Here is a 15,974-nt window from a genome sequence, read left to right as displayed (position 1 = left end):
GAGCACGGACGGCCCCGTCACTCCGGCATCCGCCGCATCTCCACCACGTGCAGGCCCAGCGACTGGCAGCGGGCCAGCAGGCCGAACAACTGCGCCTCGTCGATGACGGAGCCGAACAGGACGGTCTGCCCGGACATGATCACGCGGTCCAGCTCGGGAAAGGCTTCGGCCAGTGTGTCCGACATGTGTCCGTCGACTCGGATCTCGTAGCGCATGGGCTGTACTCCCGCGGGCTGCCGGGAAGGCTGTCTGGGCCCTGTTCCGCCATGGTCCGCCCGGGCGGTGCCCGGCGGCCTCACCCTGAGCAGGTGATTGGCGGTCCGGTGGCCCGGACCGCTCGGGTCAGTGCTTCAGGAAGAACTTGAAGGAGATGATCAGGAGGCCGAGCAGCAGGTTGACCGAGGCGGTGGCCGCGACCAGGGGCCAGGTGGCGCGGGCACGACGGGCCGCGGCCGCCGACCACCCCACCTGCCCGGCCACCGCGACGGACAGCGCCAGCCAGAAGGAGCCCTGCACGTCCAGGCCCAGCAGCGGGCTGACGGCCACCGCCGCGGCCGGTGGCACGGCCGCCTTGACGATCGGCCATTCCTCACGACAGGCGTGGAGGACGACACGCCGGTCGAGCGGTTCCCGCGCCAGACGCGCCCCGAACAGCTGGGCGTGCACATGGGCGAGCCAGAAGACCACACCGGTGAGCAGCAACAGCACCACCAGTTCCAGGCGGGGGAACGAGCCCAGGGCGCCGGCGCCGATCACCACGGAGGCCGCGAGCATGGACCCGTAGACGCCGCCGGTGTAGTCGGCGCGGGACCGGTGCTCGGAGCCGGTCCCCTGGCGCGTCGTGTCGTCGGTCGTGGACATCGGGGCTCCCTGTGGATCAGCGTGTCGGTCCGGGGGACGGGGCCGGTGCCGAGGTCGTCCCGCGGGCCCCGGTTCCGCTCCTCCGGCCGGCCGGGAGGTTCGGTGTGACGAGGAGACTGGCCAGCGTGACGCCGCCGGTGGCGAGGATCGCCGCCTTCAGACCGTCGAGCTGGGCGGAGGCGTAGGAGTCGGCGACGGCGTCGACCTCCGGGGGCGGCAGTCCGGCGTCCGCCGCCGCCGCGCGCACCTGGTCGGTGGTGACGAAGGAGATCCCGGATTCGAGGGCGACGCCGGTCTGTGTGCGGGCCGCCTCGGAGAGCCGGGGGTCGTCGTCGACCTGGGTGGTGAAGGCGTGCGCCAGCGCACCGAGGAGGATCGACCCGATCAGTGCCGTGCCCAGCGCGGAGCCGAGGTTCTGCGCCGTGAACTGAAGTCCTCCCACCTCGCTGCGCTCCTCCTCGCCGGCGCTGGACTGGACGACGTTGCCCAGCTGCGAGGCGAGCAGGCCGGTGCCCACGCCCACCAGCGCCATGGCTCCGGCGAACTGCGCGTCGTCGATGACGGGGTCGATGGTCGCCAGCAGCCACACGACGGCGACCGCCAGGGTGGCGAGGGCCAGCCGGACCATCCGGCGCGGTCCGACGGCCCGCCCCAGCGAGGAGGCGAGCAGGGAGGCCGCGAGCATGGCGACCGAGACGGGCAGCAGTCGCAGTCCGGTCTGGAAGGCGTCGAAGCCCTGCACGACCTGCAGGTACAGCGGGATGACGAAGAACAGGCCCAGCAGGATGAGGTTCTGGCTCAGCAGGGTCAGCAGACCGGAGCGCAGCGCCGGCCGGCCGAGGAGGGGCAGATGGACGAGTGGGTCCGCGCCGCGGGCGTCGCGCCGCCGCTCCCAGTGGACGAAGAGGGACAGGACGGCCACTCCGGCACCGACGACGAAGAGCGTCGGGGCGAACCCCAGGACGGTGAAGGGCGGGTTGCGGGGCGCGACCCAGCCCCAGGTGCTGCTCTGGAGGACGCCGAGCACGCCCAGTCCGAGCCCGGCGGCCGACAGCACCGCGCCGACGCCGTCGAGACGGGGACGATGCCCGCTGCGGGGGGAGTCGGTGATCAGCCGACGGCAGCACAGCACGGCCGCGACGACCACCACCTCGCCGGCGAACACCAGCCGCCAGGTGAGGTAGGTGGTCACCCAGCCGCCGAGGAGCGGTCCCACCGCGATGCCCGCGCCGGCGAGGCCGCCGATGACGCCGTAGGCGACCGCCCGGTCCGGCCCGCGGTAGGACTCCGCGACGAGGGCCGCCATGGCCGGCAGCACCATCGCGGCGCCGATTCCCTCGACGACCGACCAGCCCAGGGCGAGGACCCATACGGTGGGGGCCAGCGCGGTCAGGGCCGAGCCGGTGCCGTAGACGATCAGTCCGAGGAAGAAGAGACGGCGACGCCCGAGGATGTCGCCGAGCCTGCCTCCGATGATCATGAAGGCGGCCATGACCAGCGCGTACAGGGTGATGACGGCCTGGACGGTGGTGACCTCGGTGTCGAAGTCCTCGACGAGCTGGCTGATCGAGACGTTCATGACCGAGGTGTCCAGGACCATCAGGAACTGGGCTGTTCCCAGGACGATCAGGGCGCGCCAGCGTCTCACGGTGAACCACCTCGCCGGGTCGGTTCGGAGCGGCGGTGGAGGCGGCCGCTCCTCCCATGTGAGCGCGGCGGGGGGCCCGGCGCATCACCCGCCGCGGGCGACCCGGCGGGTCCTCACAGCAGGCCCATGTCCCGTGCGCGGTGCACCGCCTCGCTGCGGCGGTTCACCGCCAGCTTGCGGTACAGGCTCTTGAGGTGGGTCTTCACGGTGTTCACGGAGAGGTACAGGTCCGCGGCGATCTCCTCCGTCGACATCATCTGCGCCAGCCGTTGCAGGACGTCGTGCTCGCGCTCGCTCAGCTCCTGCACGACGAGCGGCCCGGGGCGCGGTCCGGCCGCCGCAGGGCCGGGGGCGGGGTCGGGCACGAGCCATTCGGCGGCCAGCGACCGCAGCGGGGCCGCGGCCAGGAACGACCTGATCCAGCGCCCGGCGTCGAGGAAGGGGCGGCGCAGCCGTTCGTTCCGAGCGAGGAGGAGGGCCTGCGCGACGAACCGGCGGGCTGCTTCGCTGTCCCCCGCCGCCTGTGCGGCCTGCGCTCTCACCAGCGCCGCCCGCACGGTCACCGCGGGCCCCGGCCGGCTCTCGGCGGGCACGCTGTCGAGGAGGTCGATCGCGGCGTCCGGCCGGCCCGAGGCCAGGTGCAGGCGGGCGGCTTCCACCGTCCACGTCGGCCGGTCGTCGGGAAGGTGCCGGAGCACTTCGGCGGCCGCCTCGGGCCGCCCTTCGGCCAGATGGACGGTGGAGGTGACCAGCCGTTGCAGGCTGTCCGCCCACGGTGAGGCGACGGCGGTGGACAGGGCCGGGGTCGCCGCCGCCACGGCCGCTCGCGCGTTGCCCCGGGCCAGGTGGAGCCGGGCGGTGGCGATCGCCCGCCCGGCGGCCGTCACCGGGTCCTGGGTGTCGAGGTCGAGTCGGTCTGCCTCGTCGAGGAGGGCCTGGGCCCGGCCCAGTTCGTGGCGGTCGACCGCCACGGCGGCCAGCACGAGCCGTTCGATGCCGGACCCGGAGGGCTGCGGAAGACTGAACCGCTCCGTCTCGGTCATCGCCGCGAGGGCCTTGTGCTCGGCCTCGCCGGGCCATCCGTCCAGGTAGTCGAGCAGTGCCAGATGGCCCATCGACTCCTCCCGGGGCAGAACCGTGAGGATCCCGCCGGGACTGTCGACCGCCTCGGACAGGGCGGCCCGCGCGTCCTCGTAGTGTCCGGCCCACAGACGCGCGGACCCCAGGTGCGTCAGCAGGAGGGCGGACAGTTCGGGGTGCTTGTCCAGGAGGTGCGGGGGGATCTCCGGCCGTATCCCGTCGGCGGTCTCGGCGGCCTGTTCGGCCCGTGCGGGAGAACCGGTCAGCCTGGCGGCCACCGCCTCCAGGAAGGCCCAGCTCAGATGGGCGGCCGCCGGGTCCCCGTCCTCGGCCGCCAGCCGTGCCTCGGCGTGGTGCAGATGGGCCACGCCCCGGTCGAGGTCGCTCTGGGCGAGGTCGCGGGCCGCCTGGACGAGTTCGGTCGCGGGGCCCGTGGACCCGGGCCCCATCCGGGAGAACAGCTCGTTGAGGTCGTCGGAGCGCAGCCGGGTGAAGAACTCTCCGATCGCGAGGTCGTCGACGACGGCCGCGGCCGTGAAGTCCCAGTCGGCTGCGGCGGCCCCGTGGGCGAGTGCCTCCGGGAGGGCGCCCCGGCTGCGCATCCACTGGGCCGCCGCCCGGTGCAGGTCGGGTTCCAGCCCCGGGTGGCGAACCCTCAGATGGGTCTGGAGCATCTCCCCGAACAACGGGTGCAGGCGGTACCACCCCTGTCCCAGGTGTTCGACGAAGGCGTTGTCGCGGTGCAGCTCGGCCAGGATGAGTCCGGCGTCGGTCCGGTGGGTCAGCCGGTTCACCAGGTCGGGGCAGAAGCGGTCCAGGACGCTCACGCGCAGCAGCAGGTCCTGCGTCGCCGCCGGCTGACGGGTGAGCACCTCCGCCAGCAGGAAGTCGGCGACGGCGCTGTGGTCGGCCTCGAACTCCTTGAGGTACCTCTCCGGGTCCGGGCTCTCCTGCGCGGCCAGGGCGCACAGCCGCAGTCCTGCGGCCCAGCCGCGGGTGCGCTCCACGAGGGCGCGTACGGCGTCGGAGGGCAGGCTGAGCCCGTGCAGTTCCAGGAGGGCCGCGGCCTCCCCGGGGGTCAGCGCGAGCTCGGCGTCCCGGATCTCCGTCAGGGTTCCGGCCGCTCGGTAGCGGTGCAGGGAGAACGGCGGTTCGTTGCGGGTGACGAGAACGAGACGCAGCCCGGAACCGGCGTGCTGGAGCACGAACTCCAGCTGCTCGGCCACCTCGGACGCGCTCACCCGGTCGAACTCGTCGATCACGACGACCGGGGCCGGGTCGCGTCCGGCGAGGTCCTCGGCGATCTCCGACAGCAGCTTGCGGCCCACCCGGACGGGGTCCGCAGGGCAGCGGATCCGGTCGGACAGCGGGGTGCCGGCGGTGCCGAGCGCATGGAGGAAGTACGCCCAGAACATGCCGGGGTGCTGTTCCTCCGTCTCGACGGTGAGCCAGCCGACGGGGCGGTCGAGGCGCGCGGTCCAGTCGGCGGCCAACAGGGTCTTCCCGGCCCCGGCCGAGCCGTTGACCATGGTCAGCGGTGTCCCGAGGCCCTGTGCCAGGTGCCTGGTCAGGCGTGGCCGGGAGAGGAAGGTGGCGGGGCGCGACGGCGGGGCGAAGCGCATCCGCAAGAACGGGTCCCCGAGCGGATCGACACGGGCTGCGGCCGGGACCGCGGTGTTCCTGTCGCCGGTGACCACGGTGCTCACCACCATGTCTCGTCAGGTCTTGGGCAGCGGTGCCCTCCGCTCAGCTTTACACGCCGCCCGGACATTCACCCGACGAAGAGGGCGCACCACGGTTCAGGCGACCGCGTCCATCTCGTGGTCGAGGGAGAGCGCGGCGGTGATCAGGGCGAGGTGGGTGAAGGCCTGCGGGAAGTTGCCGAGCTGTTCACCGGTCGGGCCGATCTCCTCCGCGAAGAGACCCGCGTGGTTCGCGTACGTCAGCATCTTGTCGAAGGCGTACCGCGCCGGTCCGAGCCGCCCCGAGCGGGCGAGCGCCTCGACGTACAGGAAGCTGCACAGGGAGAACGTGCCCTCGCTGCCGCGCAGGCCGTCCGGTGAGGCCGCCGGGTCGTAGCGGTGGACGAGGCTGTCCGACACGAGCTCGTCCTCCATGGCGTCCAGGGTGGACAGCCAGCGCGGGTCCGTCGGCGAGAGGAAGCCGACGGTGGGCATGAGCAGCAGGGAGGCGTCCAGGGTGGTGTCGTCGTACTGCTGGACGAAGGCGCGGCGGCTCGTGCTCCAGCCGCGTTCCATCACCTGGCGCAGGATGTCGTCCCGGGCCGTGGTCCACTGTGCCAGGTCGGCGGGCCGGGCGAACTCCTGGGCCATCCGGACTCCCCGGTCGAAGGCCGCCCAGCACATCAGCCGGCTGTAGGTGAAGTCCTTGCGGCCGCCGCGCGTCTCCCAGATCCCCTCGTCGGGCTGGTCCCACGCCTTCACCAGCCAGTCGAGCACCCCGGACAGGGCCTGCCAGCCGTCGTAGGGCGGGATGTCCCCGAGCTGGTCGGCCGCCTGCGCCAGGGCAAACGACGCCTCTCCGTAGATGTCGAGCTGGAGCTGGTCGGCGGCTCCGTTGCCGACGCGTACCGGTGCCGACCCGCGGTAGCCCTCGAAGTGGTCGAGCACCTGCTCCGTCAGGTCCGGGTCGCCGTCCACGCGGTACATGATCTGGAGGGGGTCACCGCTCACCGTACGGCCCGCCCGCAGCCGGTCGCCCAGCCACCGGCGGAACGCCTGGGCCTCCTCGACGTGCCCGAGGCCCAGCAGGGCACCGACCGACAGGGAGCCGTCGCGCACCCAGGTGTAGCGGTAGTCCCAGTTTCGTCCGCCGCCGATCTGCTCGGGCAGTCCCATGGTGGCCGCGGCGACCGGGGCACCGGTGGGCGCGTAGGTGAGAAGTTTGAGGGTGATGGCGGCCCGGTTCACCATGTCCTGCCAGCGGCCGCGGTACCGGCTGCGGCGGACCCAGGCGTGCCAGAAGTCGCGGGTCCGCTCGAACAGGGCCATGACGTCCGCCTGGGTCACCGGTGCCGGGGGCGCGTCGTCCGGGTCCCCGGTGGTCAGCACGACGGCGGCGAACTCACCCTGTGCCAGGGTCAGTTCACTGCGCACGTCGTCGCCGTCGCGGTCCCAGTGCAGGGGGCCGACGGCTTGCAGTGCGGCCTGCCCGCCGACGCCGTGGAAGCGGACCGTGTCCTCGCGCGTGACCACCTGGTGCGCGGAGCGTCCGTAGTCGAAGCGGGGCCGGCACTCCAGCGCGAAGCGCACCTGTCCTCGTGTCACGCGCAGGATCCTGACCAGGCGGTGGTGGTCCGCCGGGTGCTCGGGGCGCTCCACGGGCATGAAGTCGACGACCTCCCCCACCCCCGACTCCGCGAGGAAGCGGGTCACGAGCACCGCGGTGTCCTGGAGGTAGAGCTGGACCGGGGGCCGTCGGGTGTCGACGGACACGGCGAAGTGCCCGCCCTTCCCGTGGTCGAGGAGGGAGGCGAACAGGCTGGGGGAGTCGAACCTCGGCGCGCAGAACCAGTCGACCGTTCCCTCCGCGGAGACCAGTGCCGCCGTCTGGAGATCGCCGACCAGACCGTGGTCCTCGATCGGAGCGTAGCGTCGCATGAGCAGCTCTCCTTCCGGCCGCGCACTCCCGGACCGCTGGATGTCCCGGGCCCGTACCGCGCCAGCATGTCAACGCCGGAGGAGGGCGGCATCCCCCGTCACGGGTGAGGGCACGCGGAAAAGGGCCCCGCGGGCTGTTGCCCGCGAAGGCCCTTCGTCTGCCGTCGGGACGACAGGATTTGAACCTGCGACCCCTTGACCCCCAGTCAAGTGCGCTACCAAGCTGCGCCACGTCCCGGCCGCGATGTCCACGGGTGTTCCGTGTGATCGCGCAGGTAAACCCTACCGCACGGCACGCGGCCGGCCCGACTGGCGGGACGTCAGCCCCGGGTGGCGACGGTCTCCCGCACCTCCGTGGGTCCGGGGACGACCCGGCGCACGGCCCGCCCCACCGGGACCAGCAGTGCGGCCAGCGCCGCCGCCAGGCACAGCACGGCCAGCAGCGTGAAACCGTGCGTGTAGCCGGACTCGCGGGGCAGCCCCGAGGACTGGAGGTGACCGGTGACCAGGACGCTGGTGACCGCGGCACCGATGGAGCCGCCGATGGTGCGGATGTTGGCGTTCATGCCGGTCGCCGCGCCGGTCTGGTCGGCCGGGACGCTGCCCACGATCAGGTTGGCCATGGAGGCGAAGGCGAGCCCGATACCGAGACCGAACAGGCCCGCGACCACGGCGATCTGCCACTGCTCGTCGTGCCAGAGGGCGAGGAAGCCGCAGGACACCGCGCCCAGCGCGGCACCCGTGGTGAGCAGGGTCTTGGCGCCGAGGACCGGCTCCAGGCGGCCGCCCAGGACGCCGGCGAGGAACATCGCCACCAGCATCGGCAGCATGAGCAGGCCGGCCGCGGTGACGCTCGCGCCGAAGCCGTACCCGGCCGACGACGGTGTCTGCACGAAGCCCGGCAGGAAGGACCAGATCGAGTACATCCCGGCGCCGAAGAGCAGTGCGGCGGTGTTGGTGGTCCACACGGCGGGCAGGCGCATGACCCTCAGGTCGATCAGCGGGGTGCGGGAACGGGCCTCGGAGTACAGCCACAGCGCGAACAGCGCGACGGCCGCGCCGAACAGGCCGAGCACCCGGCCCGAGCCCCAGCCCCACCGGCCCGCCTGGCTGAGCGGCAGCAGCAGCGCGACCAGCCACGCGGACAGCAGGACGGCACCGGACCAATTGACGTTCCCCTGCGCCCTGGTGGGCGACTCGGGCACGTACCGTACGGCGATCAGGGTCGCGGCGATCACGATGGCGACCGGGATCCAGAACAGCCAGCGGTAGTCGAGCGCGCTCACGATGGGGCCGGCGGCGACGATGCCGACGCCGCCGCCTGCGGCGATCACCGCGGACAGGTTGCTGATGGAGCCGCTGACCCGGGACGCCTCGAACTCGTCGCGGATGATGCCGAAGGAGAGCGGGAACAGGGCGCCGCCGACCCCCTGGACGACCCGGGCGACGATCAGGACGCCGATGGTCGGCGCGAGCGCGGCGAGCAGACAGCCGACGGTCACGGTCACCAGCACGGCGACGAGCGTGCGCTTCTTGCCGACCAGGTCGCCGACCCGGCCGAGGATCGGCGTGAAGATCGAGGCGGACAGCAGATAGGCGGTCATCACCCAGGTCACGGTGGACTGCGAGGTGTGCAGCGCGTGCTGGACGGTCGGCAGGGCCGGGGCGATCAGCGACTGGAGCATGGAGAACACGCCGGCGCCGGCCGCGAGGACGGCGAAGGTGAGACGGGTGGACGTGCGGGGCATGGAGAGCCTCTCCGAACACGAAGTGCGGCCGGAGCCTCGTGGGAAGCGGTCGCGGGAAAGGACGGTGGACGCACCTCGACTGCTAAAGTGGAGGTACGCCTCCACTCTAGCGGAGGCACCCCTCCGCTTCAACCCGTACCGGAGGTGCACCTCCGTTTAAGCCTCGGGAGGCAGCCGTGACCGCCCCGTCGTTCCCCGTCACCGAGATCGTGGCATCCCGCCGGCCGCACCGGAAGGACGCCGCCCGCAACTACGACGCCCTGCTGGCCGCCGCTCGCGAGGCGTTCGCGGAGCACGGCGCGGACGCCTCGCTGGAGGACATCGCGCGACGCGCGGGCGTGGGCATCGGCACGCTGTACCGGAACTTCCCCACCCGCCGCCACCTCTTCGAGAGCGTCTACGCGGACGAGGTGAACCAGCTCGTGCTGGCGGCCCAGGAGGTCGCCGACCGAGAGCCCTGGGAGGCGCTCACCGCCTGGCTCGACCGGTTCGCGGGCTACATGGTGACCAAGCGGGCGGTGCGCGAGGCCCTCAACGACGAGTCGGAGATCTTCGCCGCCTGCCGGGAGTCGATGTACGCGGCGGGCGGGCCGCTGTTCGAGCGGGCCCAGAAGGCGGGCCAGGCCCGGCCGGACATGCACTTCGTGGAGCTGCTGCGCATGGTCGCCGGGATCACCGCCACGGCCTTCGACGACGACGCCCAGCGCGCCCGGGTGCTGTCGATCGCCCTGGACGGGGTGCGGGCGTCGCGCTGAGCCGGCAGGCGCCCGGGAGCCCGGTACGGCCGCGGTACCGCGACCGGGCCACCCCCGGGAACGCCGAACGCCGGCCCCGCACTCGCGCGGTGGCCGGCGTTTCGCGTACCGCTCAGTGCGCGGCGACCAGTTCCCGCTCGCTGCCGGCGGGTTCCCGCCGGGAGCTGCGCAGGGCGGCGATGCCGATGAAGACCATGGACGACAGACCCGCGACGGCGAAGGCGGTGAAGCCCCAGTCGCCGTGGCCCGAGGCGAGGAGCTGGCCGCCGAGCCACGGCCCGAAGACGGCGCCGAAGCGGCCCATGCCCGAGGTCCAGCCGACGGCGGTGGCGCGGCTGTCGGCGTCGGAGCGGATGGAGACGGTGGCGTAGATCATCGTCTGGGCGCTGTTGAGGAAGACGCCGGTGAGGAAGACGACGAGCATCGTGACGGTCATCGGCATGTGGACGCTGAGCAGGAAGACGCCCGCGGCGGTGAGCGCGAACCAGAGCGCGGAGATGCGCGGGGCGCCGAAGCGGTCGGCGGCCCGGCCCGCGACCAGCATGCCCACGATGCCGCCCAGGTTGAAGACGACCACGAAGGACAGGGCGGAGCCCAGTTCGTAGCCCTCGGCCCGCATCAGGGTGGGCAGCCAGGTGGCGACGCCGTAGACGAGGAGCAGACCGCCGAAGGAGGCCACCCAGTAGAGCAGGGTCTGGATCCACTCCTTGCCGCGGAAGAGGTTCGCGAGGTTGGTCCAGCGGTCCCCGGCGCCACCGGTCCTCGCGGCGGGCACCTCGACGTCGTAGCGCTCGGCCAGCACCCCGGCCTCCTCCGCGCGGCCCTTGGCCACCAGGAAGCTCAGTGACTCGGGCAGGAACTTCGCCAGCACCGGGGCGAAGAGCAGCGGGAGCACGCAGACCCAGAACGCGGCACGCCAGCCGACCGGGTCGATGAGCCACTTGGCGACGTAGGCGGAGAGGATGCCGCCCGCGTGGTGGGCGGTCATCAGCAGGCCGATGACGATGGCTCCGCGGCCGCGCGGGGCGTAGTCGGAGACCATGCTGATCGCGGTCGGCAGCAGACCGCCGAGGCCGACGCCCGCCAGGGTCCGGCCGAGGCCGAAGACGGCGACGCTCTCCGAGACCGCGCACAGGCCGGAGGCCAGCGAGAAGAGGGTCACGCAGGCGACCATCAGCTTCTTGCGGCCGACGCGGTCGGCGATCGTGCCGGCGACGAGCGCGCCGACCAGCATGCCGAAGGTGGCGTAGCTGCCGAGGTCTCCGGCCTGGTCGGGGGTGAGGCCGAAGGTCCTGGTCTCCAGCAGGTGCGGCAGCACCGAGCCGTAGATGAACATGTCGAGACCGTCGAACAGCACGGCCAGCCAGCACAGACCGACGACCAGGAGGGCAAGTCTGCTGCCGCGAGCGGCCGTGGAGGGGGAGGAAGACATCGTTGGTTACCTCTCGTACTTGGTGCGCTAGACGCTAAGGAGCCACCCCCAAGGTGTCAACGCTTTTGTCAACAATCTCATCGACAACTTGGGGGTGGCTCGGAGAAGCGCAGCTCAGGCGACCGGTGGCGTCCCGTGGGTGTGGAACGACTCGATGGTCTTCAGACCCCAGGCCTGGCCCTTCTTCCGCTCCTGTTCGGTCCAGGTCACCAGCGGCCAGTCGGGCGCGAGCACCAGCCGGGTGAGCGGGTTGCACAGCTCGATGCGGTTGCCGCCCGGCTCGTAGACGTAGAGGAAGAACGTCTGCTGGATGGCGTGCTTGTGCGGGCCCGTCTCGATGAACACCCCGGTGTCGATGGCGAGATCGGCCGCGCGCAGGACGTCCTCCCGGGTGTCGGTCGCGAAGGCGATGTGGTGCAGCCGCCCCTCGCTGCCGGTCCAGTCCGAGGTGTAGACGACGTCGTACGACTTGTTCGTGTACGTCAGCCAGCGCGCCGCGATCTTCCCGCTGTCCAGCCGGATCTGCTCGGTGGGCCGGGCGCCGAGGACATCTTGCTGGAACTCGGCGTTGGCGAGCACGTCGGCGGCGAGGAAGTTGATGTGGTCCAACCGCCGTACCCCGACTCCCCTGTTGGGCTTGGCCTGCGGCTGGTTCTTCAGCGCGGGCCTGAGCTCCTCGGGGGCCCGGTAGTGCTCGCTCTCCCAGTACAGGGCATGCTCGTGGCCGTCCGGGTCGGTGGTGACGTAGAGCTTGCCGAGACCGGGCTCGTCCTCGACCCAGGTGCCGGTGCCGCCGGAGTCCTCGACCGCCTTCACCCGGCGGTCGAGCGCCTCCTCGCTGGAGGTGCGCAGGGCCAGCCGGCCGAGGCCGGGCTGCTCGCGGGCGGTGAGGACCAGGCTGTGGTGCTCGTAGTCGTCGAAGGTCCGCAGGTAGACCGTGTCGCCGTGCTGTCCGTTGACCGTGAGGCCGAGGAAGTCGGTGAAGAAGGCGACGCTGGCGTCCAGGTCCGGCGTGAAGAGCTGAGTGTGGCCGATGTGGGCGATGTCGCCGAGCGGCGGAGTCATCGGTGACCTCCTGTGGGTCGGTCGGCGGCCCGGGGGAAGACGGTGCCGTCGAAGATCTTGCGGGCCGTGCGGACCACGGCGGTACGGCGGGCCGAGGGCGGGCCGCCCGGGACGGCGGCCACGCTGCTCTCGATGTCCAGGAACCCCGTGGGGTGCTCTATGCGTACACGCTCGCTCCCGGGATCGATCTCCGCGAGCCGGGCGCCCACGCTCCCGTCGATCCGCAGGCCCGCGGCCACGCTGGCCGCGCCCAGGACACCGATGGAGGTGTGGCAGCGCACGGGGATGAAGGTGCGCGTGGTGACCGCACCGCCGTCGCGGGGCGGGGCGAGCAGCGTCAGCTTGGGGACGGTGGTGTCGGAGACGTCACCGAGGCCCATCAGGCGGCCCGCGGCCAGGCGGATCGTGCGCAGCCGGTCGGCCAGGGCCACGTCCTCCTCCAGGTCCCGGGGCGGCTCGTAGCCGGTGACCTTGAGGGAGGTCGCCGCGATGAGGACGGTGGGCATCCCGTTGTTCACGCAGGTGACCTCGACGTCGTCGATGACGTCGACCGCGTTGCCGGTCGGAAGCAGCTCCCCCACGCCCGGCGGGAACTCGATCACCACGGCCGCTGCGGTTCCCGGCACGCCCGAGATCTCGGCGTCCCCGGTGTAGTCGACGCGGCCACCGGGGGTCGGGAAGGTCGCGGTGGCGTGGTCACCGGTGTTGACCATGCGGATCCTGACGGAGGTCTCCTGCTCCCCCGCCGGGACGAGTCCGCGCTCGACGGCGAAGGGGCCGACGCCGGCGAGGATGTTCCCGCAGTTCTGACGGTCGCTCACCTCCGGCCGTTCGACCGCGACTTGGAGGAAGAGGTAGTCGACGTCGGCCTGCGGGTCGGCGGACGGCGAGATCACGGCGACCTTGCTGGTGAGCGGGTGCGCGCCGCCCAGGCCGTCGATCTGCCGGTCGTCCGGGCTGCCCATGATCCGCAGCAACAGGTCGTCCCGCAGGGCGGGTTCGGCGGGCAGGTCACCGGCGAGGAAGTAGGCGCCCTTGGAGGTGCCGCCCCGCATCAGCATGCAGGGCACCTCGTCGGGCAGCGGGGTCACGACCGCTCCCCCGTGTACTCCTCGTAGGACCGGTACTCGACACCGAGGTTCTTGAGCGTCTCCCGCAACCCGTAGCGGTCCAGGCCCAGTTGGCCGTCGAGGAAGGCGGCACGGGTGGCGGCCTCCTTCGCCTCGCGGGCCTGCGACCTCTCCACCGTCGCGGCCACCCGCTCGCGGGGGACGACCACGACACCGTCGTCGTCGGCGAGGATCACGTCGCCCGGGTGGATCACCTGGCCGTCGATGGCGATCGGCACGTTGACCGAGCCGCCGGTGGCCTTGACCGTGCCCTGCGAGGAGACCGCGCGGGACCAGGCGGCGAAGCCCATGTCCCGCAGCTCCTGGGTGTCGCGGATGCCGGTGTTCATGACGACCCCGCGCACCCCGCGCTGCTTGAGGGCGGTCGCGAAGAGCTCGCCGAACAGGCCGTCCGTGCACGGGGAGGTGGTGGTGACGACCAGGATGTCGCCCTCGCCGCACTGCTCGACGGCCGCGTGGATCATGAGGTTGTCGCCGGGCCAGCTCAGCACGGTGACCGCGGTGCCCGCGACCCGTACGCCCTGCTGGACGGGGCGGATCGCCGGGCCCAGCAGGCCCGTTCGGCCCATCGCCTCGCTGACGGTGGCCACGCCGTACCGCGCGAGCGCGTCGACGTCCTTCAGGTCCGCCTTCGGCGGGTCGGTGACGATCACGCCGCTCATGCCAGCTCCTTCGCGATCTGCGGGTACGGGCGCATGTACGCCTCGGCCATGGTCCGGTGCGCCAGGCCCAGGTTCGGGCCGGCGTTGCGCTTGAGCTGGACACCCCGGCGCACGGCGAGGTCGGTGTAGTAGTCCCACAGGTGCTGCTGGGCGCCGAGGCACTCCATGGCCTTGCGCTTGGTCTCCCAGACCTCGGTGATGTCGAGGAGGACCTCGGGCTTGAAGCCGCTCATCTCGGGCTGGTGGGGTTCGAAGTAGAAGACCGGCGGGGCGCCGATGATCTCGCCCTCGCCCGGGTAGCCGATGGCCTGCGCGAGGACCCGGGCCTCCAGGGCCATGCGGTTGGCGGCCGGGTGGTCGCCGTTGTAGGGGTCCTCCACCGGGTGGGTGAGCACCACGTCGGGCTGGGTGGCCCGGTAGACCTCGACGAGCCGGTCGGTCAGCTCGGCGGTGGCGACCAGCGGGTAGTCGCCGGCGTCGAAGAAGCGGACCTCGGCGCCGAGGGTGCCGGCGGCGCGCTCGGCCTCGTCCCGGCGCATCGCCTTGATCTCGTCGAGCTTCCTGCCCTCGCGCCAGGCTTTCGCGGACTCCCCGCGCTCACCGAAGGTCAGACAGGCGATGGTGACCTTCTCGCCCCGGGAGGCGGCCAGGGCGATGGCTCCGCCCGCCCGCCACACGAAGTCCCCGGCATGGGCGGTGATCACCAGTGTCGAACGTGGAGGGGCGGGCGCGCCTGACTGCGTCATTGCTGAAATCTCCTTGGAGTGGACAGGGTCGCGCCCGCCCCGTGCGGCTCAGCCGCGCAGCGCCTCGATCACGCTGGTGAGGTGGGCGCGGACGGCCTTCTCGGCCGCCTGCGGGTCCCTGGCCCTGATCGTCTCGATCATCGCCAGGTGCTCGTTCAGGGAGTGCTGCGGACGCCCCGGACGCAGCGCCAACTGGAAGCGGTGCCGCACCAGTTGGGCGTTGAGCCGCTCCAGCAGGTCCACGGCGGTCCGCTGGCCGGAGAACTCCCGCACCTTGGCGTGCAGCTCCTGGTTGAGCTCGGAGTAGGTCACCGGCTCGCCGTCGGCCACGGCCTTGGTCATCGCCGTGCCCAGTTCGGTCAGCTCGGCGAGCTGCTCGTCGCTGGCCAGGGTCGCCGCCTTGGCCGCGCACAGTCCCTCGAGGACCATGCGGCACTCGGTGATGGCGACCGCCTCCTCGACGGTCACCACCCGCACCCGGGAACCCCGGTTGCGGATCCGCTCGACGAGGCCCTGGGCCTCCAGATCGATGAGCGCGGCCCGGATGCTGGCCCGTGTCACACCGAACTGCTCGGCGAGCTCGTTCTCCACCAGCCGCTGCGCCGGTGCCATCTCGCCGTGCAGGATCGCCTGCCGCAACTGCGCGAACGCATGCTGCTTGGCCTGCTCCCCGGTGCTCGGACGGGCTTCCTTCGGCATCGTTGCCCTCCCTGAGTGAGTGCCTGTCGAACCTAAATCTAGCCAGACAAGATTGTCAACAATTTTGTCCGCCGTATCCTGCGTCCACCGGCCGCCGCGGCCGACGAAGTGTCCGTCCACAGGCGCCGGCACTCCACACCATGTCGGCGGACGGGCCGGGAACGATCTCGCTAGGGTCGCCCCATGGATCACAGCTTCGTACTGCACGTCCCCGACGCCGAGCTCACCTCCGAGCCCCTCGCGCGGGAGCAGATCGTCTCCGGGACGCCCGAGGTGACCGGGAAGGTGGTCTGGGAGTCGGAGGACGGGCGGCAGATCCGGGGCATCTGGCAGATCACCCCCGGCGTCGTCACCGACACGGAGGCCGACGAGCTGTTCGTCGTCGTCAGCGGCTCGGCGACCATCGAGGTCGAGGGCGGGCCGACGCTGAACGTGGGGCCGGGCGACATGGCCGTACTGCGCGAGGGCGACCGTACGACGTGGACGGTGCACGAGACACTGCGGAAGGCGTACGCGATCAACCTCTGA

At 72.0% G+C, this 15,974-nt stretch carries 14 protein-coding genes and 1 tRNA gene; 2 read left to right on the top strand and 13 right to left on the bottom strand.

The features are described 5' to 3' along the window. Nucleotides 1-17: 17 nt before the first annotated feature. The 7 genes from ACIQJT_RS01495 to ACIQJT_RS01465 form a co-directional block, all read right to left on the bottom strand. The gene (locus tag ACIQJT_RS01495) at nucleotides 18-215 is read right to left on the bottom strand and encodes a hypothetical protein (RefSeq protein ID WP_365454569.1); all 198 of its coding nucleotides are present in this window, start codon (nucleotides 213-215) and stop codon (nucleotides 18-20) included. A gap of 127 nt (nucleotides 216-342) precedes the next feature. Next, nucleotides 343-861 (bottom strand): hypothetical protein, encoded by a 519-nt coding sequence (locus tag ACIQJT_RS01490; protein ID WP_402638909.1) that lies wholly within the window; start codon nucleotides 859-861, stop codon nucleotides 343-345. 16 nt (nucleotides 862-877) lie between these two features. Beyond that, nucleotides 878-2,509: an MFS transporter gene (locus ACIQJT_RS01485; RefSeq protein WP_402638907.1), complete on the bottom strand. Its 1,632-nt coding sequence runs from the start codon at nucleotides 2,507-2,509 to the stop codon at nucleotides 878-880. Between the two features lie 113 nt (nucleotides 2,510-2,622). Next, entirely contained in the window at nucleotides 2,623-5,301 is a 2,679-nt protein-coding gene (locus ACIQJT_RS01480; protein ID WP_402638904.1) for a LuxR C-terminal-related transcriptional regulator, read from the bottom strand. 87 nt (nucleotides 5,302-5,388) lie between these two features. Beyond that, nucleotides 5,389-7,209: a glycoside hydrolase family 15 protein gene (locus ACIQJT_RS01475; RefSeq protein ID WP_365454557.1), complete on the bottom strand. Its 1,821-nt coding sequence runs from the start codon at nucleotides 7,207-7,209 to the stop codon at nucleotides 5,389-5,391. Between the two features lie 164 nt (nucleotides 7,210-7,373). Continuing rightward, a tRNA-Pro gene (locus tag ACIQJT_RS01470) sits at nucleotides 7,374-7,447 on the bottom strand. An 82-nt stretch (nucleotides 7,448-7,529) separates the two neighbouring features. Continuing rightward, nucleotides 7,530-8,957: an MFS transporter gene (locus tag ACIQJT_RS01465; RefSeq protein ID WP_365454554.1), complete on the bottom strand. Its 1,428-nt coding sequence runs from the start codon at nucleotides 8,955-8,957 to the stop codon at nucleotides 7,530-7,532. Between the two features lie 176 nt (nucleotides 8,958-9,133). Between ACIQJT_RS01465 and ACIQJT_RS01460 the strand changes: the two genes are divergently transcribed. Next, nucleotides 9,134-9,712 (top strand): TetR/AcrR family transcriptional regulator, encoded by a 579-nt coding sequence (locus ACIQJT_RS01460; protein WP_402638900.1) that lies wholly within the window; start codon nucleotides 9,134-9,136, stop codon nucleotides 9,710-9,712. 112 nt (nucleotides 9,713-9,824) lie between these two features. Here ACIQJT_RS01460 and ACIQJT_RS01455 read toward each other — a convergent pair whose 3' ends face one another. From ACIQJT_RS01455 to ACIQJT_RS01430, 6 genes are all read right to left on the bottom strand, one after another. Next, nucleotides 9,825-11,144: an MFS transporter gene (locus tag ACIQJT_RS01455; RefSeq protein WP_402638898.1), complete on the bottom strand. Its 1,320-nt coding sequence runs from the start codon at nucleotides 11,142-11,144 to the stop codon at nucleotides 9,825-9,827. Between the two features lie 114 nt (nucleotides 11,145-11,258). Then, nucleotides 11,259-12,209, bottom strand: coding sequence for a catechol 2,3-dioxygenase (locus ACIQJT_RS01450; RefSeq protein ID WP_365454545.1), 951 nt, complete (start codon nucleotides 12,207-12,209; stop codon nucleotides 11,259-11,261). Beyond that, nucleotides 12,206-13,270 (bottom strand): 4-oxalomesaconate tautomerase, encoded by a 1,065-nt coding sequence (locus ACIQJT_RS01445; protein WP_402640043.1) that lies wholly within the window; start codon nucleotides 13,268-13,270, stop codon nucleotides 12,206-12,208. The genes ACIQJT_RS01450 and ACIQJT_RS01445 overlap by 4 nt, the downstream gene beginning before the upstream one ends. A gap of 26 nt (nucleotides 13,271-13,296) precedes the next feature. Further along, entirely contained in the window at nucleotides 13,297-14,001 is a 705-nt protein-coding gene (locus tag ACIQJT_RS01440; RefSeq protein WP_365454542.1) for a 4-carboxy-4-hydroxy-2-oxoadipate aldolase/oxaloacetate decarboxylase, read from the bottom strand. Continuing rightward, complete coding sequence (locus ACIQJT_RS01435) at nucleotides 13,998-14,747, bottom strand: PIG-L deacetylase family protein (RefSeq protein WP_365454539.1); 750 nt, start codon at nucleotides 14,745-14,747, stop codon at nucleotides 13,998-14,000. Before ACIQJT_RS01435 ends, ACIQJT_RS01440 begins: the two co-directional genes overlap by 4 nt. Before the next feature lie 48 nt (nucleotides 14,748-14,795). Beyond that, nucleotides 14,796-15,446 carry a GntR family transcriptional regulator gene (locus ACIQJT_RS01430; RefSeq protein WP_053850837.1) on the bottom strand — a complete coding sequence of 217 codons (651 nt, stop codon included), beginning with the start codon at nucleotides 15,444-15,446 and terminating at the stop codon, nucleotides 14,796-14,798. Nucleotides 15,447-15,629: 183 nt separating this feature from the next. Here ACIQJT_RS01430 and ACIQJT_RS01425 point away from each other — a divergent pair, with 183 nt between their 5' ends. Then, nucleotides 15,630-15,974: a cupin domain-containing protein gene (locus ACIQJT_RS01425; RefSeq protein ID WP_053850838.1), complete on the top strand. Its 345-nt coding sequence runs from the start codon at nucleotides 15,630-15,632 to the stop codon at nucleotides 15,972-15,974.

The organism is Streptomyces sp. NPDC091972 (genome assembly GCF_044756385.1).
Taxonomy (GTDB): domain Bacteria; phylum Actinomycetota; class Actinomycetes; order Streptomycetales; family Streptomycetaceae; genus Streptomyces.
The sequence above is the reverse complement of the archived record's forward strand: the minus strand, read 5'-3'. Positions and strand labels throughout refer to the sequence as shown.